This is a genomic window from Dyella acidisoli (assembly GCF_030160295.1).
GTDB classification, from domain to species: domain Bacteria; phylum Pseudomonadota; class Gammaproteobacteria; order Xanthomonadales; family Rhodanobacteraceae; genus Dyella_B; species Dyella_B acidisoli.
Map to the genome: position 1 here is coordinate 342901 of NZ_BSOB01000010.1, position 17355 is coordinate 360255.

Sequence of the window (17355 nt, forward strand, 5' to 3'; positions counted from 1 at the left end):
CCGCAAGCTCACTCTCGCCCCGGAGGGGAGAGGGCGTCGATATCGATCCAACGCGTCACTGTCTTCGCATCAAACGGCCAATCCAACTCCCGCCCATCGCGCAGATCGCACAACACCGGCACGCGCGTGCCGTAGCGATCTTCCAGTTCATCGCTGTCGTCCACCCATACGCTATCGAAATCCGGCAGGCGCGCCTCGGCCAGCACGGCCAGCGCCTGGTCGCACAGGTGGCAGTAATCGCGTTGATAGAGCACGAAATCGACCATACGTGCGCTTGCAGAATGCCCCAATTAGAACGCCCGCGTAGAATAGCTGGCTCCCCCATCCCCACACTATCCCATGGCCGTCAGCGCGTTTGACATTTTCAAGATCGGCATTGGCCCTTCGTCCTCCCATACCGTGGGCCCCATGCGTGCAGCCGCACGCTTTTCCGAGCGCTGGCTGGAAGAAAAAGGCGTGCTCGATCGCGTCGCACGCATACGCGCGGAGCTTTACGGCTCGCTGGCGATGACCGGCCGCGGCCACGGCACCGACAAGGCCGTGATTCTCGGCTTTGAAGGCGAGCATCCGGATACGGTCAATCCCGACCAGATTCCCGAGATCCTCAAACGTGTGCGCACTCTTCATCGCATCCGCGTGCTTGGCAAGCACGAGATCGATTTTGAAGAAAAACGCGACCTGGTCTTCAACAAGCGTCAGAAGTTGCCGTTTCATACCAACGGCATGCGCTTTACCGCGTACGACGCCGAAGGCAACGAGCTGGCCACGCGCGACTATTACTCCGTGGGCGGCGGCTTCGTGGTCAATCACGATGAAGCAGCGGAAGATCGCATCGTCGCCGACACCACCGAGCAGCCTTATCCATTCCACAGCGGTGAGCAGTTGCTTGCACTGTGCGACCAGCATGGGCTGACCATCGCGCAATTGATGATGGCAAATGAAAAAGTGTGGCGCACGGAAGCTGAAGTGCGCGCGGGCCTGCTGATCATCTGGAAGGCGATGCAAGGCTGTGTCGAACGCGGCCTGCGTTCCCCCGGTACGCTGCCCGGTGGTCTCAAAGTGTCACGACGCGCACCAGCCATGGCGGCGGAGTTGCGCAACCAGCCCGAGGCTTCGCTCAAAGATCCACTCACCATTCTCGATTGGGTGAATCTCTACGCACTCGCGGTGAATGAGGAAAATGCCGCTGGTGGACGCGTCGTTACTGCACCGACCAATGGCGCCGCCGGTATCGTGCCGGCCGTGCTGCACTACTACCATCGTTTCTGCCCGAAGTCCGACGAAAACGGCGTGATCGACTTTATGCTCACCGCCGCCGCCGTCGGCATTCTGTACAAGGAAAACGCCTCCATTTCCGGCGCGGAAGTGGGCTGCCAGGGCGAAGTAGGCGTAGCCTGCTCGATGGCCGCCGGCGGCTTGACCGCCGCGCTCGGCGGCACGGTGCATCAAGTCGAAAACGCCGCCGAAATCGGCATGGAACACAACCTCGGCCTCACCTGCGATCCCATCGGTGGCCTGGTGCAGATTCCATGCATCGAACGTAACGCCATGGGCGCGGTAAAAGCCATCAACGCCAGCCGCATGGCACTCAAGAGCGACGGCAAGCATCGCGTGTCGCTCGACAAGGTGATCAAGACCATGCGCGATACCGGTCTTGATATGAAGGACAAGTACAAGGAAACGTCGCGCGGTGGGTTGGCGGTGAATGTGATCGAATGCTGAGCCTTTGCTCCCTCCCCTGCTTGCAGGGGAGGGAGCAGCTTTTCGCTTGTCGGAAGCTTATGTTTAAAAAGCTCAGTCATCCGCGCTCGAATACGATGCTAGCAACCGCGCCATTGGCATCCGTGCGCGGCCTGATCGAAACGTCCCAGCCGTAGAGTTCGCACAAGCGGCGCACGATGGCGAGCCCCAAGCCCGCGCCGCTGCCACCTGCACCTTCGCCACGCACACCACGCTGGAACAGGCGTTCAGCATCTTCCGGCTTGATGCCGGGACCGGTATCGATGATGTCGATGCGGCCCTTTTCCACCTGCACCGTCACGCGGCCTTCGAGCGTGTATTTGATGGCGTTACCGATCAGGTTGGTAAGCGCCACCGACAGGACAGACGCCGGTGCATTGACGGTCACCGCATCACTATGGGCCAGCTCGACCTCAATCGGTTTGTCGCGTATCTGTGGACGCTGGCTGTCGATCACGTCAGAAGCCACTTTGGCGACATCCGTGGTTTCGCCTCGTGTCGGTCCACGACGCTCGGCTCGCGACAGCAGTAGAAGCGCTTCGATTAGTTCCGTGGCTTGCCGCGATGCGCGTTCGATGCGCTTGAGGCGTTCGCGCAATTTGTCGGTGAGATCGGGCGAGCCCTGCAGTAATTCGGTGGTACTGGAAATAACCGCCAAGGGTGTGCGCAGTTCGTGGCTGACGTCCGAGTTGAATTCGCGATCGCGCTCCACCATCGACGTAAGCCGCGCGGCATATTCATCGAGTGCCTGCGCAAGCTCACCCACTTCGTCGTCGGCGAAATGCGGTGCCAGCGTTTCCGCGCGTCCCGCTTTGCGGAAATCACGCAAGCGACGCGCAAGCTCGGAAACAGGTTTCAGCACTTTGCGCGACAACCACAGACCAATCGCCAACGACAGCAGGCTGAACAGGATGACGGATGCAATCAGCGACGTCACAAGCTGGCGCTTACCCAGGTCCTCGCGACTAATGTCATAGCTAATGAAACCTACCAGGCCGTACTTGCGCGCTACGGCAAGCTTGTAGTGCCTGGTACGACCGTCCTTGTCCACGTCGTGCATGTCGTACACGCCGGGCGCAAGGTTCTGCCACGCGAGCGGGGCTTTGTAGATGGTACGGTCGCTCCACATCCATGCATCGATGAGCTGAGACCGTGAGGGCTGCCCAGGATCGTTGTGCGTGTTCTCCACCGCCTGATCGACGTCGCTCTGCAGGCTGGCATTGATGAGCTGATTCTCGACCTTGGCACGCACATACAACGACGCCACGGCAAACAACGCGCTGAGGCCGAAACCGAACAGCGCGAACGAGATGATCAGGCGGAACCGCAGCTTACGCCTGGACTGCATCCGGATCGACCATTCGGTAACCGATGCCGTGCCTTGTATGGATCAAAGCCTTTTCGAACGGCTTGTCGATCGCGGCGCGAAGCCCGTGAATATGCACGCGCAGGCTGTCGCTGTCGGGCAACTCCTCGCCCCAGACTTTCTGCTCCAGATCCTGGCGAGTGACCACCGAGGGACTGGCTTCCATCAGCGCCTGCAGCAGCTTCAGGCCGATCGGGTTGAGCTGGATAGACTTGCCGTCGCGTGTGACGGTAAGGGTGTCCAAGTTATAGGTGAGATCGGCCACCTTCAGCACGCGACTCTGTGGACCCTTGCCGCGGCGCGCCAGCACTTCCAGGCGCGCGGCCAATTCCTGCAGGGCAAAGGGCTTGGTCATGTAGTCGTCCGCGCCGGATTCGAAGCCGGTGAGCTTCTGCTCCAGGGCATCGCGGGCGGTCAGCATCAGCACCGGGGTTTGCTTGTGGGCCTCATGGCGCAGCTTGCGGGCTACGTCCAGACCGTCCATGCCGGGCAGGGTCAGGTCGAGCACGATGACGTCGAAGTCGTGCACCACGGCCAAGTGTAGGCCGGTGACGCCATCTCCGGCGAAATCCACCACATGGCCGCGATCTTCCAGATAATCGCCAATGTTGGTCGCGATATCGCTGTTATCTTCAATTACTAGAACGCGCATGCGTTTCTCCGCTACGCAGCCGGCGCACAGGCCGGAGGTGGCCCAAGCTTAACGAGTGAGCAGCGCAAATGTTAAGCGCCATGCTGAATGCTGGCATTCGGCCAAAGAAAAAGCCCGGATACGGCGACCGTGCGTCGCTGCACCCGGGCTGAAGCTACTGCCCCGATACCGTCGTCTGCTGTCGCACTTGCGATTGAAGTGGCGAGCAAACAAACAGTGATGTCTTTATAGGGGCGAAGCGGTTACGTGGCAGTTAACCGGTGCTCACTGCTTGGTTAACGCGTTGAGCAGCCAGCGTTTGTTGCGGGTACGTGAAGATCAGGCACGCTTCGATTTTTTACTGACATGCTGCTCCAAGTGACGAATGATGTGATCGGCCACATTCACACCCGACGCCGCCTCGATGCCTTCCAGCCCCGGCGATGCGTTGACCTCCAACACCAGCGGACCACGCTTCGAACGCAACAGGTCGACGCCGGCGATGCCTAAGCCGAGCGCTTCGGCAGCATCCACCGAGATGCGCTTCTCAGCCTGGGTCAACTTCGCCGCCACGGCGCTGCCGCCCCGATGCAAGTTGGCGCGGAATTCGCCTGGCACCGCCTCGCGCTGCATCGCAGCTACCACCTGCCCACCTACCACGAAGCAGCGCAGATCGCTGCCCTTGGCTTCGGCAATGAACTCCTGCACCAGGAAGTTGGCATACAGGCCGCGAAACGCCTCCACCACGCTTTGCGACGCGCTGCGCTTTTCCGCGAGCACTACGCCAGTGCCTTGGCTGCCTTCGTTGAGTTTGATCACATGCGGTGGGTCGCCCAGCATGTCCAGCACATCGGTAGTGTCGTCAGGGTTGTCACCGAACACCGTTACCGGCATGTCCAGACCTTTGGTGGCAAGAATCTGCAGACAACGCAACTTGTCGCGTGCGCGCAGCACCGCATCGGAGGGATTGGGTGTGTAGACGCCCATCATCTCCAGCTGACGCAGCACCGCAGTGCCGTAGAACGTGCTGGAGGTGCCGATGCGAGGAATCGCCGCATCAATGTCGTGCAGCGCCTTGCCTTTGTATCGAATCTCCACTTCTCCTGGCGCAATGCGCACATAGCAGCGCAGCGGATCGAGCACGCGCACCACATGGCCGCGCTCGCGCGCCACTTCGACCAGGCGCTGGGTGGAGTACAGCCGCGCATTGCGCGAGAGGATGGCAATTTTCATAAAGGATGCTTGTGCACCAGCGTTTGCGCGAGCTTGGGCAAGGTATAGGAAAGCGAGGGATCAACGGCGAAACGCCCGACCAGCGCCGTGCGCCCCAATAGCATAGGAAACAGCATGTGCCGGCGATCCGTCAGATTTATGTCAACTTCGAAACGATCATTGGCTAGCATCACTTCGGTGCGAATGAACCAGCGTTCGCTACGTCCACCGCCGGTATCCACCACCACGCGCCGGTCGCATGCCGGTGCCTCGCAATGTACTTGCCGTACCGAGCGGCGTCCCAACCCCACTATGAAACGCAGCCAGGTCTGGCCGTCGCGAGTGAAGGTTTCCAGTTCGTCCACATGCAGCGAACTGCTGCGCGCGCCCGTATCAAGCTTGACCTTGAGCGAAGCAATGCCGAACTGCGGCAATGCCAGGCGTTCCCGCCAACCGAGTGTGATCACATCCGCCATGTCAGCGCACGCTGTCTTGAGTTATCTCGGAGGGGAGCCGAAAGGGAATGATGCAGCGGATGCTAGTGACATTTAGCTAACGCCGCACAGCGGAACACCGCTAGCGTAGCTGGCGTAGGCGGCCAAACTCAACAAGTGACGAACGCCTTTACCGAGACAATAGTGATTGAATGCTGTGCGCACCGGCCATGAGATCAGGTTCCAACCAATTCATCGTAAGGCGGCAAATTGATCACTGTCCGCGCGGCAATTTCATAGGCGTGCTCCAAGTCTTCAGCCGCCTGAATACGATCTTCGAGCAACTGATACTCCTCGGGCTCCGCCTCACCACTGGCCATGGCCTCACGCAGGGCACGGATTTCCGCGGCGACAGCCTGAATCGCGATAATCAGTGTCTGATTGCTGATTTCGGGCATGGAACGCTCCTATGGAATCTTGACCTCAGCTGTTGCTTTTGGCCAGCTCGCACTGCCTAGCAACCGCAGCTCGCGCCATGTTGTCCAAAGCCCCCTTGAACGCCAGGACAGTCATCCGCGTACGCGGTTCAAGTTGATAGTGGTAACCCTTGAGTTTCGGGTTGTAAGGGCTGGTTTTCACCTTCGAATCCTTGCGGATCTCGATGAGTTCCGCAGAGTACTCGGTTCCCTCTGGAATCCAGAATTCCTTGCTGGGAAACCAACCCGAAACGTCATGCAGTGATGTGCCGCCCCCAGGCAGCACTTCCGGACCATCCTTGCCGCCGACGACAGTGACGTCGGCCTGGCTGGTCACCCACTTATCAAGCTTCTTGCTGAAATATTGGGTCGGCTCCCAGCGAGGATCGAGCACGCCATCGCCAGGATAGACACCGACTTTGATGCTCTTGAAGTCGTTGCCCATCACGGACCGGTACAGGTCGGTATCTGTAATCGCCATCGCCCCTCTCCCTAGTCAGCGTTGCCTTCGCAGGCCACACAAATCTGTGTTACGGGCAGATTTTCAACGAAGCAATCTAGCGTCGGAGCGGATTGGAGCGGGTGAAGGGAATCGAACCCTCGTCAGTAGCTTGGGAAGCTACAGCTCTACCATTGAGCTACACCCGCAACGTCCGGCGATGGTAACCGGCGGATGCTGCTTTTGGGAATCCTAGATGCGCCCGCCTGCTTTTGAGGGCCGGTTGGAATCCTCATTTCTAAACCATCGGCAACGGCCGCTGCGGCCCTAAGCCAGCACTCATAATCCGTCTGCAAGATGATGAACACATACACGGAAGAACCCGGGGCGCGACCGTTTCGCGTGCATCAACACGGAGAGTCCCATGCGTGTGCTCAATGCTGTCCAGTTTGGTTCGCGCGGGTGGCGCATCCTGCTTACCGCTTTGCTCCTGCTATGCACTGGCTTGGTCCTGGCCCAGACGGACGATAGCCAGGGCAGCGACGCCTCCTCCGACCCTCCGGCTCGCGTCGCCCGGCTTTCCTATGCATCCGGCGACCTGGGCCTGATGCCGTCGGGCAGCACCGACTGGAGCGCAGCCGACATCAATCGGCCGTTGACCAATGGCGACAAGCTTTCCAGCGGCCCCGACGCACGCGCCGAGTTGGATCTGGGTGGCGCCTCGCTACGCATCAGCGGCCAAAGCGATATCGGTGTGCTCAATCTCAACGACCAGACTGGTCAGTTCGAATTGACGCAAGGCACGCTCAGCATCACCGTGCGGAATATCGATCAGGGCGCAACTTACGAGATCGACACGCCAACGCTTGCACTCGTCATCAACCAGCCCGGCACCTTTCGTGTCGACGTCGGCGCCAACGGTAACGGCACCACCGTCACCCCGTTCGACGGCGGCGGTATCGTTTATGGCGAAAACAACGCCCAACGCGAAGTGTTCAGCGGGCGCAGCTATCAGTTCGGCGATTCGTCGTTGAACGACATGACCGTGAGCGACATCCAAGGCCGCGATGAATTCGACGCCTGGTGCAACGATCGCGATGCGCAGTACGCCAACACGGCCAGCACGCAATATGTGCCGAGCGACGTGGTCGGCGCACAGGATCTGAACCAATACGGCGATTGGCAGCAAGACGAGGACTACGGCACCGTGTGGTACCCCACCACCGTCGTCGCCGGCTGGGCGCCTTACCGTTTCGGCCACTGGGTATGGATTGGCCCATGGGGCTGGACTTGGGTGGATTCCTCGCCTTGGGGCTTTGCGCCCTATCACTACGGCCGCTGGGCGCTCATTCGCAATCGGTGGGGATGGATACCTTGCCCACCACGTGTACGACCGGTTTATGCACCGGCGCTGGTCGCTTTCGTCGGGATCGGCGGCGGTGGGCCGGTGGGTTGGTTCCCACTGGGTCCGCATGAGGTATACAACCCGTGGTATCGCGCATCACGCAACTACTACACCAACGTCAACGTCACCAACATCCGCATCTCGCGCACCGTCAACCAGGTGACGGTGATCAACAACATCCACAATCAGTACAACTTCTATCGTGACGGGCGCCCGGTTACCGGCGTGAACTACGTCAATCGCGACGCACCGCACGCTTTCACTGCCATGCCCGCGCAGGCCTTCGCCAGCGCGCGGAATGTGCAGAGCAATCAGGTGCACATAGATCCCAAGCAGTTTGCTAGCGCGCCGGTGGTTTCGCCGGCCACTCTGCAGCGTCCGTTGCCGACAAGCTTCGCCCCCCCGCGGAGCGTCAACGCGCGCCCATTGCCTGCCGCTGGATTCAACCGGCAAGTGGTGGCGGTGCGCCCACCCGCACCGGCGGTTGCAGCCGCCACACCGATTCACGCCGGACAACCCGCTTCCAACGTGCGCGTGCTGAATGTCGCGCCCAATGCACCCAGAGTGGTTTCGGGAAGGAATTTCCAGCGCTACACGGCACCTGAGCAGCCACAAGCCGCGCCACGGCCGGCAGCCCCTGCATTGCCGCAAGTGCCGCATTTGGCACCGGCCCAACAGGTGCAACAAGTGCAACAGGCACCGCGTTACGAACCCCCGCAGCGGGAGGGGCAGCAAGCAACTCGTTACCTGCCGCAGCAGCCGGAGGTACAACAAGCGCCGCGCTACGCTCCAGCACAACCCACTGTGCAGCAAGCGCCTCACTACACGCCCCCGCAGCCTTCCATGCAGGAAGAACGCGAGCGTCAGGCGGTCATCGAGCAACAGCAACGACAACAACAACAGCGTTTCGAGTCCGAGCAGCGCGCTCCCGCTTATCAGCCGGAACCGAATCGCTATCAACCACCGCAGCAGCAATACGCTCGCCCGGAAATGCAGCGCCCCGAACAACAGGCTCACCCACAGCAGAACGCGCCGCATCCGCACTACACGCCGCCATCCAAGAGCGACAGCCAGCAGCACTAGCCACTGGCGCTGCCGTGCGCTTGCGCAAGCAAGGCACGGCAGTGCATATGCCTGACCCTGAAAAATAAGGCCAACCGGGAAGCCCTGCCGCTACAATGGGCGGATGCACATCACCCTCAACGGCCACCCGCACGACTGCGGCGACAACTTCACCGTCATCCAGTTGCTGCACGAAGCCGGCTATGCTGGCCGACGCGTCGCCGTCGAGGTGAATCACGAAATCGTGCCGCGCAGCCAGCATGGAGGCTACGCGCTGCGCGAAGGCGATAAGGTGGAAATCGTCCACGCCATCGGTGGCGGCTGAGTCCGCGCCATCCAAACATCCCCCAGGCATGAACATCAAGACCCACGACACTACCGATACCCTGGTCATCGCCGGCAAGAGCTACCGTTCACGCCTGCTCACTGGCACCGGCAAATACAAAGACCTGGATGAGACCCGCCGCGCCACCCTGGCCGCAGGTGCGGAAATCGTCACCGCAGCCATCCGCCGCGTGAACCTAGGGCAGGATCCCCATGCCCCTAACCTGCTCGACGCGCTGCCGCCCGGTGAATTCACCCTGCTGCCCAACACCGCTGGTTGTTACAACGCGGTGGATGCCGTGCGCACCTGCCGCCTCGCACGCGAACTGCTGGACGGCCACAAGCTGGTGAAGCTGGAAGTGCTGGGCGACGAACGCACCCTGTTTCCCGACGTGGTGGAAACCCTCAAGGCTGCCGAGCAATTAGTCGCCGACGGGTTCGACGTGATGGTCTACACCAGTGACGACCCGATCCTGGCCAAGAAGCTTGAGCAGATCGGCTGTGTAGCTGTGATGCCGCTGGCCGCGCCGATCGGCTCGGGGCTTGGTATCCAGAACAAATACAACCTGCTGGAAATCATCGAGAACGCGAAGGTGCCGATCATCGTCGACGCTGGCGTGGGCACGGCGTCCGATGCAGCCATTGCAATGGAATTGGGTTGCGACGGTGTACTCATGAACACCGCCATCGCCGGCGCCCAGGATCCGGTGCTGATGGCCCATGCGATGAAGCTGGCGATCGAAGCCGGGCGCGCGGCGTTCCGTGCGGGGCGGATTCCGCGCAAGCGGTTTGCGTCGGCGTCGAGCCCGATTGATGGGACGATCGGCTGATCGTCTTGCCTCCTCTCCCCTCCGGGGAGAGGATCGAGGTGAGGGGCCAAGACTTGCCCCAAACTGCAATGGAACTACGCTTCGATTTTCTTTCAACGCGAGATTGTCCCCTCACCCCAACCCTCTCCCCGGAGGGGAGAGGGAGTAGAGCGTTCCGCATGACCGACTCCTTCGACCACGACAACCCTCACCTCCGCCGCATCCGCAGCTTCGTCCTCCGCGAAGGCCGCATGACGCCCGCCCAGCAGCGCGCGTTCGAAACCCATTGGGCACGCTTCGGCCTCGACTACTCCGGACATGCGCAGGATCTGGATGCGCGCTTCGGCCGGCACGCAGCACACGTGCTGGAAATCGGCTTCGGCAATGGTGAAGCGCTGGCGTGGGCGAGCGAGCACGATTTGGCGCGCGACTATATCGGCGTGGAAGTGCACGGCCCGGGCGTGGGTCGTCTGATGAATGCCCTGGCCGCGCGCGATGCCACCAACGTGCGCATCTACAAGCATGACGCGGTGGAAGTGCTAGAGAACGAGATCGCGCCCGGCGCGCTGGCCGAAGTGCGCATCTGGTTTCCAGACCCCTGGCACAAGAAGCGCCACAATAAGCGTCGCATCGTGCAGCCGGAGTTCATCGCCTTGCTCGCCACGCGTGTGGCGCCGGGTGGATTGCTGCACCTGGCTACAGACTGGGAGCATTATGCGCAGCACATGTTGGAGGTGATGGAGGCATCACCCGATTGGTGCAACGACGTCGGGCCGGGCCAGTTCGCCGAGAAGCCTGCGTGGCGCATCGAGACGCACTTCGAGCGGCGCGGGCTGAAACTTGGGCATGGCGTGTGGGACTTGCTTTATCGACGCCGAAATCACGTCTAACACGACACACACTTCCTCTCCCCTTCGGGGGGAGGATTGAGGTGAGGGGCTAAGGCTTGCCCCAAACCGCAATGGGACCGTACTTCGATTTTTGTTCAAGGCAAGAATGCCCCCTCACCCCAGCCCTCTCCCCGAAGGGGAGAGGGAGCACATAACGCGACCGGCATGCTGCAACGATTCACCAGCAAGCACGTAACCAGTTTTATACTTCCGCGTTAAACAGGGATGAGTCACCGCGTGAAGCCACTGTTGCCCCATCGCATCCAGCCTCATCAGGCCCTCGCCAGGGACGACAGACAGTGGCCCTGACCCTCACCCCTGAAATGATCCTGGTGTTGGGCCTAGTGTGCTTCACCATGCTCATGCTGGTGCTGGAGTGGGTTCGTGCCGACATGGTGGCGCTGCTGGTGGTGGTGGTGATCGGGCTCACCGGCCTCATTCCCTCCGATCGCGTCTTCAACGGCTTCGCCGGTAATGCCGTGATCGCCATCATCGCGATCATGATCATGGGTGCGGGGCTGGATCGGGCCGGCGTGCTCGGCCTCACCGCTCAATTCGTGATGCGTATGGCGCGCGGCAAGGAATCGCGCCTTGGCGTAGTGATCAACGCCGTCACCAGCCTGTTCAGTGCGATCATTCCCAGCCAGGCCCTGGCGGCGCTGATGATTCCCGTTACCAGCCGTCTTTCCGCGCGCACCGGCGTGCCGATCTCGCGGCTGTTGTTGCCGATGGCGTTCTGCATCCTCACCGCGACCAATACCACGCTGATCGCGAACTCGCCGCTGATCGTGCTCAACGACCTGATCGCCAGCGCCAATGCGAACCTGCCGCCCGGCGCACAGACGGTGCCGAAGTTCGGGCTCTTCAGCGTGACGCCGGTGGGTTTGGCGCTGGCCGTGGCCGGCGTCCTGTTCTTTTACTTCTATACCAACAAACTGCTGCCGGAGCGCGAGGACGAGCGGCAGAAGGTGACGCCCGGCCGTACCGAGAGCTACTTCGCCGAAACCTACGGCATCGTCGGCGAGACGGCAGAGCTCACCGTCACCGCCGAAAGTCCGCTGGTCGGCATGAGCATCGGCGAAGTGGAGCAATTGCACGGCGCGCCGCTGATTCTGGCGATCAAGAGCGGCAACGATGCGCGTATGGCGCCGCCAGCCGATCAAGTGATCTGGGTGGGCTCGGTGCTCGGTGTGCTTGGGCCGCGCGATGAACTGAATCGCTTCGCCAATAACCAGCTGTGTCGCCTGTCGCCGCGCATGCGGCAATTGGGCGAACTGTTCAATCCTACGCGCGCGGGCATTTCCGAGGCGGTGATTCCGCCCAGCTCGCGTTTCCTTAAGCAGTCGGTCGGCGAACTGCGTCTGCGCAAGCGCTATGGCATCTCGGTGCTGGCGGTGACGCGCGGCGAGCAGGTATATCGCGACGACCTGCGTTCGGTGAGCTTGCGCACCGGCGACACGCTGGTGCTGCATTCCAGTTGGAAGGCGCTGCAGGATGCGACCGAAGACAAAGACCTGGTGGTGGTCACTGACATCCCGCGCGAGGAGCAGCGCCCCAACAAGATCTGGCAGGCGGTGGGTTTCTTCCTGCTCGCCAAGAGCCTGGCGCTGTTCACCAACCTCGACTTGTCCATCGCGATGATGACCGGCGCGATCGGCATGCTGCTTTCCGGCGTGCTGAACATGGATGAGGCCTATCGCGCCGTGAACTGGAAGACGATCTTCGTCACCGCCTGCCTGATTCCGCTGGGTTGGTCGATGGATTCGACCGGCACCGCCGCCTGGGTGGCGCAGGAAGTGCTGCTGCATCTGGGGCATGCATCGCCGTGGGTTCTTCAGCTCTCGCTGGCTCTGCTTACCCTGACGTTCTCGCAAGTGATGTCGAACGTAGGTGCCACGGTGATGATGGTGCCGGTGGCGATCAGCGTGGCGGTGGCTACCGGCGGCAATCCTTCCGCTTACGCGCTCATCGTCGCTGTGTCCTCGTCCAATACCTTTCTGCTCAGTTCCGGCCATCCGGCGCTGATGATGGTGACCGGTCCTGGCGACTACAGTGCCAGGGACTTCCTGCGCGCGGGTGTGCCGCTGACGTTTATCGTGCTGTTGATCACGCTGGTAGCGGTCAACCTCATGTATCGGTAGAACCTGCATTGACGGTATTCTGGGGAACGCTTTTTTTGGCCGTCATTCCCGCGAAAGCGGGAATCCATTTTCGGGGGCACCGAAGAGCAAAGTGGATTCCCGCTTTCGCGGGAATGACGGCAAATAAACTCCACTGTCATCCCAAATGCGACCCGGCTGAACATTCGTGACCACACAACCTCGCGACCCTCGCCTTGCCGTTATCGGACTCGGCTACGTAGGCCTGCCGCTCGCCGTGGAATTCGGCCATCAACTCGATACGCTTGGCTACGACATCGATGCTGCTCGCGTGGAAGCCTTGCAGCGCGGCACGGATGGCAACCAGGAAACCTCCGCGGAAGAACTCGCCGCAGCGACACAATTGCACTTCACCACCGACGTGGAAGCATTGCGCGATCGCAACGTCTTTATCATCACCGTGCCCACGCCGGTGGACGAACACAAGCGTCCTGATTTCACGCCCTTGATCCGCGCCAGCCAGATGGTCGGCAGCGTGCTCAAGCAAGGCGACGTGGTGATTTACGAATCCACTGTGTATCCGGGTGCGACGGAAGAAATCTGTGTGCCGGAACTGGAACGCGCTTCCGGCCTGCATTTCAATCGCGACTTCACCGTGGGCTATAGCCCCGAACGCATCAATCCGGGCGACAAGCAACGGCGGCTTACCACGATTCCGAAAATCACCTCAGGCTCCACGCCAGAAGCGGCAGATTTCGTTGATGCGCTGTACGCACGCATCATCACCGCCGGCACGCACAAGGCGCCGAGTCTGAAAGTGGCGGAAGCGGCCAAGGTGATCGAGAACACGCAGCGCGACGCCAATATCGCGCTGATCAACGAATTTGCGTTGATCTTTCACCGTCTGGGAATCGACACGCAGGATGTGCTCGATGCCGCACGCACAAAGTGGAACTTTCTGCCGTTCCAGCCCGGTCTGGTCGGCGGCCATTGCATCGGAGTCGATCCGTACTACCTGATCCAAAAAGCGCAATCGACTGGCTACTACCCCGACATTCTGCTCGCTTGCCGCCGCATCAACGACGCGATGGGCCAGCACGTGGCCGCGGAAGTGATCAAGCTGATGGTCGGCCAAGGCCATGCGATTCGCGGCAGTCGCGTGCTGGTGATGGGCCTTACGTTCAAGGAAAACTGTCCGGATCTACGCAACACGCGCGTGGTCGATCTGGTGCGCGAACTGGAGAGTTTCGGCGCAGCGGTTGATGTGCACGATCCATGGGCCGATGCCGAGGAAGCGCACAAGCACTACGGTTTGCGGCTGCTGGCTGAGGTGAATATGAAGGGAAACTACGCCGCAGTCGTGCTCGCTGTGGCACATGCGCAATTCAAAGCGGGCGGCGCATACGATGTGCGTGCGCTCACCATGCCCAATGGCGTGGTGTACGACATCAAGGGCGTATTGCCAAAGGAACTGGTTGACGCGCGTTTGTAGGCTGGAATGACAATCGTAGGTTTGGGTGCAAACCCCAACGTCGCCATCTACACAAACATGAGGATGTTGGGGTTATCACTCCAACACGTCCAGCAATACATCGCCCTGCTCTACCCGCACCGGCATCGCTCGCAGGCTTTCACCCCGGCACGGCCCGCTGATGCATTCCCCATCATTCACGCTGAAGCAGGCGCCGTGCGCAGCGCAAACCAGCATGCCCTTGGACACCAGGAACTTGCCCGGCGCCCAGTCCAGGCGGCGGCCTGCGTGCGGACAGATATTCAGCCAGGCGTTTACGCGCTCGCCCAGCCGTAGCAGGATCACGCTTTCCTCGCCATCAGGCAGCAACACGTCCACCGCCATGGCTTCGCCATCAGGCATGTCGTGAAGCCGGCATAGGCGGCGGGGGGAGGCTGCTGTTTCCATCGGCACTTGCCTTATGGGCCTTATGGCCTCATCGTTACGCGCGTAAGTCATTGATTTTACCACACGGATTTTTAACATGCGCGTCGTTCTACCGCTGCTGCACCGTCGTCGTCACCCGCTGGCTCAAGCTCTGTCGGTAGTGCTGGGCCTGATTGTCGTGGGCGTGCTGATGGTGTTCGGGCTGGTCATGGCCGGCGTGCTGGCTGTGGGTGGTGCGCTGTGGCTCGTCTGGCGACAGTGGAAGCGCAGCCGAATCGCTGTACCTAGTGCCGCCAAGCGGGCACATCAGCCGGAAGTGCTGGAAGGCGAATACGTGGTCATCCACAGCTCGCGCCCCGTAGCCCATCACTAAAGAGCCTGTTCAACATCTCCGCGCAGCCCGCATAGCCCCTGAGTGGCCGCCATGCGGCCGCGTGCGGCTTGACCAGACAGCCAGTCAGGCGCTGCGCCACTCACGACCACCTGACGACCACTCAGGGGCTATGCAAACCACGCTGAGACATTGAACAGGCTCTAAGCACAAAATCCGGATAGCTACGGCCAGGCGGCGCGCCTAAGCTGACGGCAAATCCTTTTCGGATACTGCCATGCGCAACTCTCTAGCCACCCTTGAAGCTCCGCTGGAACACGTCCGCGCGCTCATTGAGCGCGCAGCGGAAGCACCGTCGTTGGCCACACTTGCTGATGCGGCCAAGCTGAGCCCCAGTCATCTGCAGCGGGCATTCCGTCGCCGCTACGGCATGAGCCCCGCCGAATACCATCGCGCACGCCGCTTCGGTCAGTTCAAGAGCGCACTGCGTAAAGGCGCTGCCGTTGCCGATGCGGTCTACGACGCCGGCTTCGGTTCTGGCAGCCGCGTCTACGAACACACCAATCGCCTGCTGGGCATGACACCTGCCAGTTACCGCGCCGGCGGCGCTGGCGCAAATATCCGCTACACCACCACCAGCACGCCGCTAGGACAATTGCTGGTAGCCGCTACGGCAAAAGGCATCTGTTCCGTCACGCTTGGTGCGAACGACAAGGAACTGGAGCAGCGTCTGACCGAGGAATTCCCCCAGGCCACGCGCGAACGCGTCGACAATGGACGCGAGGAATGGCTGGACGCGGTGATCGCCCGTATCGCCAGCGAACTCGGCTGGAGCGATCGCGCAGCACCGGATATGCCACCGCTCGACGTGGCCGCCACGGCGTTCCAGTGGCGCGTGTGGGAAGCGCTCACGCGCATCCCGGCCGGTACCACCAAGAGCTACGGCGAACTCGCAGCCGAACTGGGCAAGCCCGGTGCAGCGCGCGCGATCGGCCAGGCATGCGGCAGCAACCGTCTTGCGTTGATCGTCCCATGCCATCGCATCGTGCGCGAAGATGGCTCGCCAGGAGGTTGGCGCTGGGGTGTGGAACGCAAGCGTGCGTTGCTGGCGCAGGAAGAGAGGCGCATTGATAGCAAGGCTTCGTAACACCTACTCCCTCTCCATCGAGAGGGAAGGATGTGATGCGGCGCCAGCGCGTTGACTGCCAGTCAACTCAAGCTTGCAGGGCTTTCGCTACAACAACGCCCGCCATGCAGGTATCGTTACACCTGCTTTCCCCGACTTCCCCACTCATGAACGACTCTGCCACCAACACGCTTGCCACGGCACGCGAAGAAAGCCGCGCGGGTACGTGGGTACCTCTGGCGATGTTCGCGCTGTACATCGTTTGGGGCTCGACGTACCTGGCGATACGTATCGCGCTGGAAAGCTATCCACCTTTTCTGCTTGCCGGGCTGCGTTTCGCGGTGGCGGGCCTGCTGTTGTTCGGTTATCTACGCTTGCGCGGCACGCCATTGCCGACCGCGCGCCAATGGCGCAACGCCGCCTTCACCGGTGTGCTGTTGCTGGCCTTCGGCAACGGATTGGTCTGTTACGCCGAGCAAAGCGTGAGCTCGGGCATCTCTGCGGTAGCCGTGGCAAGCATGCCGTTATTCGCAGCGATCTTTGCCGGGCTTTACGGTACGTGGCCGACGCGATCTGAAACGACAGGCTTGTTGATCGGCTTTGTCGGCGTAATCGTGCTGAATCTCGGCAGCGCTTTGTCTGGTTCGCATATTGGCGCAGTTGCGTTGTTGGTAGCGTCGGCGGCCTGGGCTTTCGGCTCCGTGTGGAGCAAACACCAGGACATGCCTGCGGGCATGATGAATACCGCTGCGCAGATGTTGTGCGGAAGCGTTGCTCTGCTCGTCGTGGGATTCCTCACCGGGGAAAAATTGCCTCCGCATCCCACACTGCATGCCACACTCGCAGCGGGTTATTTGGTGGTGTTCGGATCGCTGGTTGCGTTCAGCGCCTATCTGTACGCGCTCAAGCACGCGCGCCCTGCCTTTGCTACCAGCTATGCCTACGTCAATCCGCCAGTGGCTGTATTGTTCGGCGTATTGCTGCTTGGAGAAAGCATAGGTCACTACGACCTGGCTGGCATGGCGGTGATTCTGTTGGGTGTCGCCATCATCACGATCGCGCGGCAAAGACGGGCGCACTGACTGTCATCGAAGTGCCACGTACGGCCCCTTGC

General features: G+C 61.1%; 18 protein-coding genes and 1 tRNA gene. 10 read left to right on the forward strand and 9 right to left on the reverse strand.

Features of this window, described 5'->3' with window-relative positions; translation table 11 throughout:
• Positions 1-8 precede the first annotated feature (8 nt).
• Complete coding sequence (locus QQJ86_RS06520) at positions 9-266, reverse strand: glutaredoxin family protein (protein ID WP_284320106.1); 258 nt, start codon at positions 264-266, stop codon at positions 9-11.
• A 73-nt stretch (positions 267-339) separates the two neighbouring features.
• Here QQJ86_RS06520 and QQJ86_RS06525 point away from each other — a divergent pair, with 73 nt between their 5' ends.
• A complete protein-coding gene (locus QQJ86_RS06525) occupies positions 340-1722 on the forward strand; it encodes an L-serine ammonia-lyase (RefSeq protein ID WP_284320107.1) in 1383 nt (460 codons plus the stop codon).
• A gap of 76 nt (positions 1723-1798) precedes the next feature.
• On the opposite strand, the gene QQJ86_RS06530 is transcribed toward QQJ86_RS06525, so the two are convergent.
• The 7 genes from QQJ86_RS06530 to QQJ86_RS06560 form a co-directional block, all read right to left on the reverse strand.
• Positions 1799-3088: a sensor histidine kinase gene (locus QQJ86_RS06530; RefSeq protein ID WP_284320108.1), complete on the reverse strand. Its 1290-nt coding sequence runs from the start codon at positions 3086-3088 to the stop codon at positions 1799-1801.
• Positions 3072-3758: a response regulator transcription factor gene (locus QQJ86_RS06535; RefSeq protein WP_115494911.1), complete on the reverse strand. Its 687-nt coding sequence runs from the start codon at positions 3756-3758 to the stop codon at positions 3072-3074. The genes QQJ86_RS06530 and QQJ86_RS06535 overlap by 17 nt, the downstream gene beginning before the upstream one ends.
• Positions 3759-4076: 318 nt before the next feature.
• Positions 4077-4970: a 30S ribosomal protein S6--L-glutamate ligase gene (rimK, locus tag QQJ86_RS06540; protein WP_284320109.1), complete on the reverse strand. Its 894-nt coding sequence runs from the start codon at positions 4968-4970 to the stop codon at positions 4077-4079.
• A complete protein-coding gene (locus tag QQJ86_RS06545) occupies positions 4967-5425 on the reverse strand; it encodes an ATP-dependent zinc protease family protein (protein WP_284320110.1) in 459 nt (152 codons plus the stop codon). Before QQJ86_RS06545 ends, rimK begins: the two co-directional genes overlap by 4 nt.
• Positions 5426-5619: 194 nt before the next feature.
• Positions 5620-5841: a Tsi2 family anti-toxin gene (locus QQJ86_RS06550; protein ID WP_284320111.1), complete on the reverse strand. Its 222-nt coding sequence runs from the start codon at positions 5839-5841 to the stop codon at positions 5620-5622.
• 25 nt (positions 5842-5866) lie between these two features.
• Positions 5867-6340, reverse strand: coding sequence for a Tse2 family ADP-ribosyltransferase toxin (locus QQJ86_RS06555; protein WP_284320112.1), 474 nt, complete (start codon positions 6338-6340; stop codon positions 5867-5869).
• Between the two features lie 93 nt (positions 6341-6433).
• A tRNA-Gly gene (locus QQJ86_RS06560) sits at positions 6434-6507 on the reverse strand.
• A 215-nt stretch (positions 6508-6722) separates the two neighbouring features.
• Here QQJ86_RS06560 and QQJ86_RS06565 point away from each other — a divergent pair.
• The 6 genes from QQJ86_RS06565 (at position 6723) to QQJ86_RS06590 (ending at position 14379) form a co-directional block, all read left to right on the forward strand.
• Positions 6723-8786, forward strand: coding sequence for a DUF6600 domain-containing protein (locus tag QQJ86_RS06565; protein ID WP_284320113.1), 2064 nt, complete (start codon positions 6723-6725; stop codon positions 8784-8786).
• Positions 8787-8889: 103 nt separating this feature from the next.
• Positions 8890-9090 carry a sulfur carrier protein ThiS gene (gene thiS, locus QQJ86_RS06570; protein WP_284320114.1) on the forward strand — a complete coding sequence of 67 codons (201 nt, stop codon included), beginning with the start codon at positions 8890-8892 and terminating at the stop codon, positions 9088-9090.
• Between the two features lie 28 nt (positions 9091-9118).
• Positions 9119-9919, forward strand: a complete 801-nt coding sequence (locus QQJ86_RS06575; protein WP_284320115.1) for a thiazole synthase — start codon at positions 9119-9121, stop codon at positions 9917-9919.
• Between the two features lie 158 nt (positions 9920-10077).
• Entirely contained in the window at positions 10078-10788 is a 711-nt protein-coding gene (trmB, locus tag QQJ86_RS06580) for a tRNA (guanosine(46)-N7)-methyltransferase TrmB (RefSeq protein WP_284320116.1), read from the forward strand.
• Positions 10789-11111: 323 nt separating this feature from the next.
• Positions 11112-12929, forward strand: a complete 1818-nt coding sequence (locus QQJ86_RS06585; protein WP_284320464.1) for an SLC13 family permease — start codon at positions 11112-11114, stop codon at positions 12927-12929.
• A gap of 166 nt (positions 12930-13095) precedes the next feature.
• Positions 13096-14379: a nucleotide sugar dehydrogenase gene (locus QQJ86_RS06590; protein ID WP_284320117.1), complete on the forward strand. Its 1284-nt coding sequence runs from the start codon at positions 13096-13098 to the stop codon at positions 14377-14379.
• 75 nt (positions 14380-14454) lie between these two features.
• On the opposite strand, the gene QQJ86_RS06595 is transcribed toward QQJ86_RS06590, so the two are convergent.
• A complete protein-coding gene (locus tag QQJ86_RS06595) occupies positions 14455-14805 on the reverse strand; it encodes a Rieske (2Fe-2S) protein (protein WP_284320118.1) in 351 nt (116 codons plus the stop codon).
• 76 nt (positions 14806-14881) lie between these two features.
• Between QQJ86_RS06595 and QQJ86_RS06600 the strand changes: the two genes are divergently transcribed.
• The 3 genes from QQJ86_RS06600 to yedA all read left to right on the forward strand — a co-directional run bounded on the left by QQJ86_RS06600 (position 14882) and on the right by yedA (position 17323).
• Positions 14882-15157 carry a hypothetical protein gene (locus QQJ86_RS06600; RefSeq protein WP_284320119.1) on the forward strand — a complete coding sequence of 92 codons (276 nt, stop codon included), beginning with the start codon at positions 14882-14884 and terminating at the stop codon, positions 15155-15157.
• Between the two features lie 235 nt (positions 15158-15392).
• A complete protein-coding gene (locus QQJ86_RS06605; protein ID WP_284320120.1) occupies positions 15393-16262 on the forward strand; it encodes a methylated-DNA--[protein]-cysteine S-methyltransferase in 870 nt (289 codons plus the stop codon).
• Positions 16263-16408: 146 nt separating this feature from the next.
• Complete coding sequence (gene yedA / locus QQJ86_RS06610) at positions 16409-17323, forward strand: drug/metabolite exporter YedA (RefSeq protein WP_284320121.1); 915 nt, start codon at positions 16409-16411, stop codon at positions 17321-17323.
• The last annotated feature ends 32 nt before the right edge of the window (positions 17324-17355 follow it).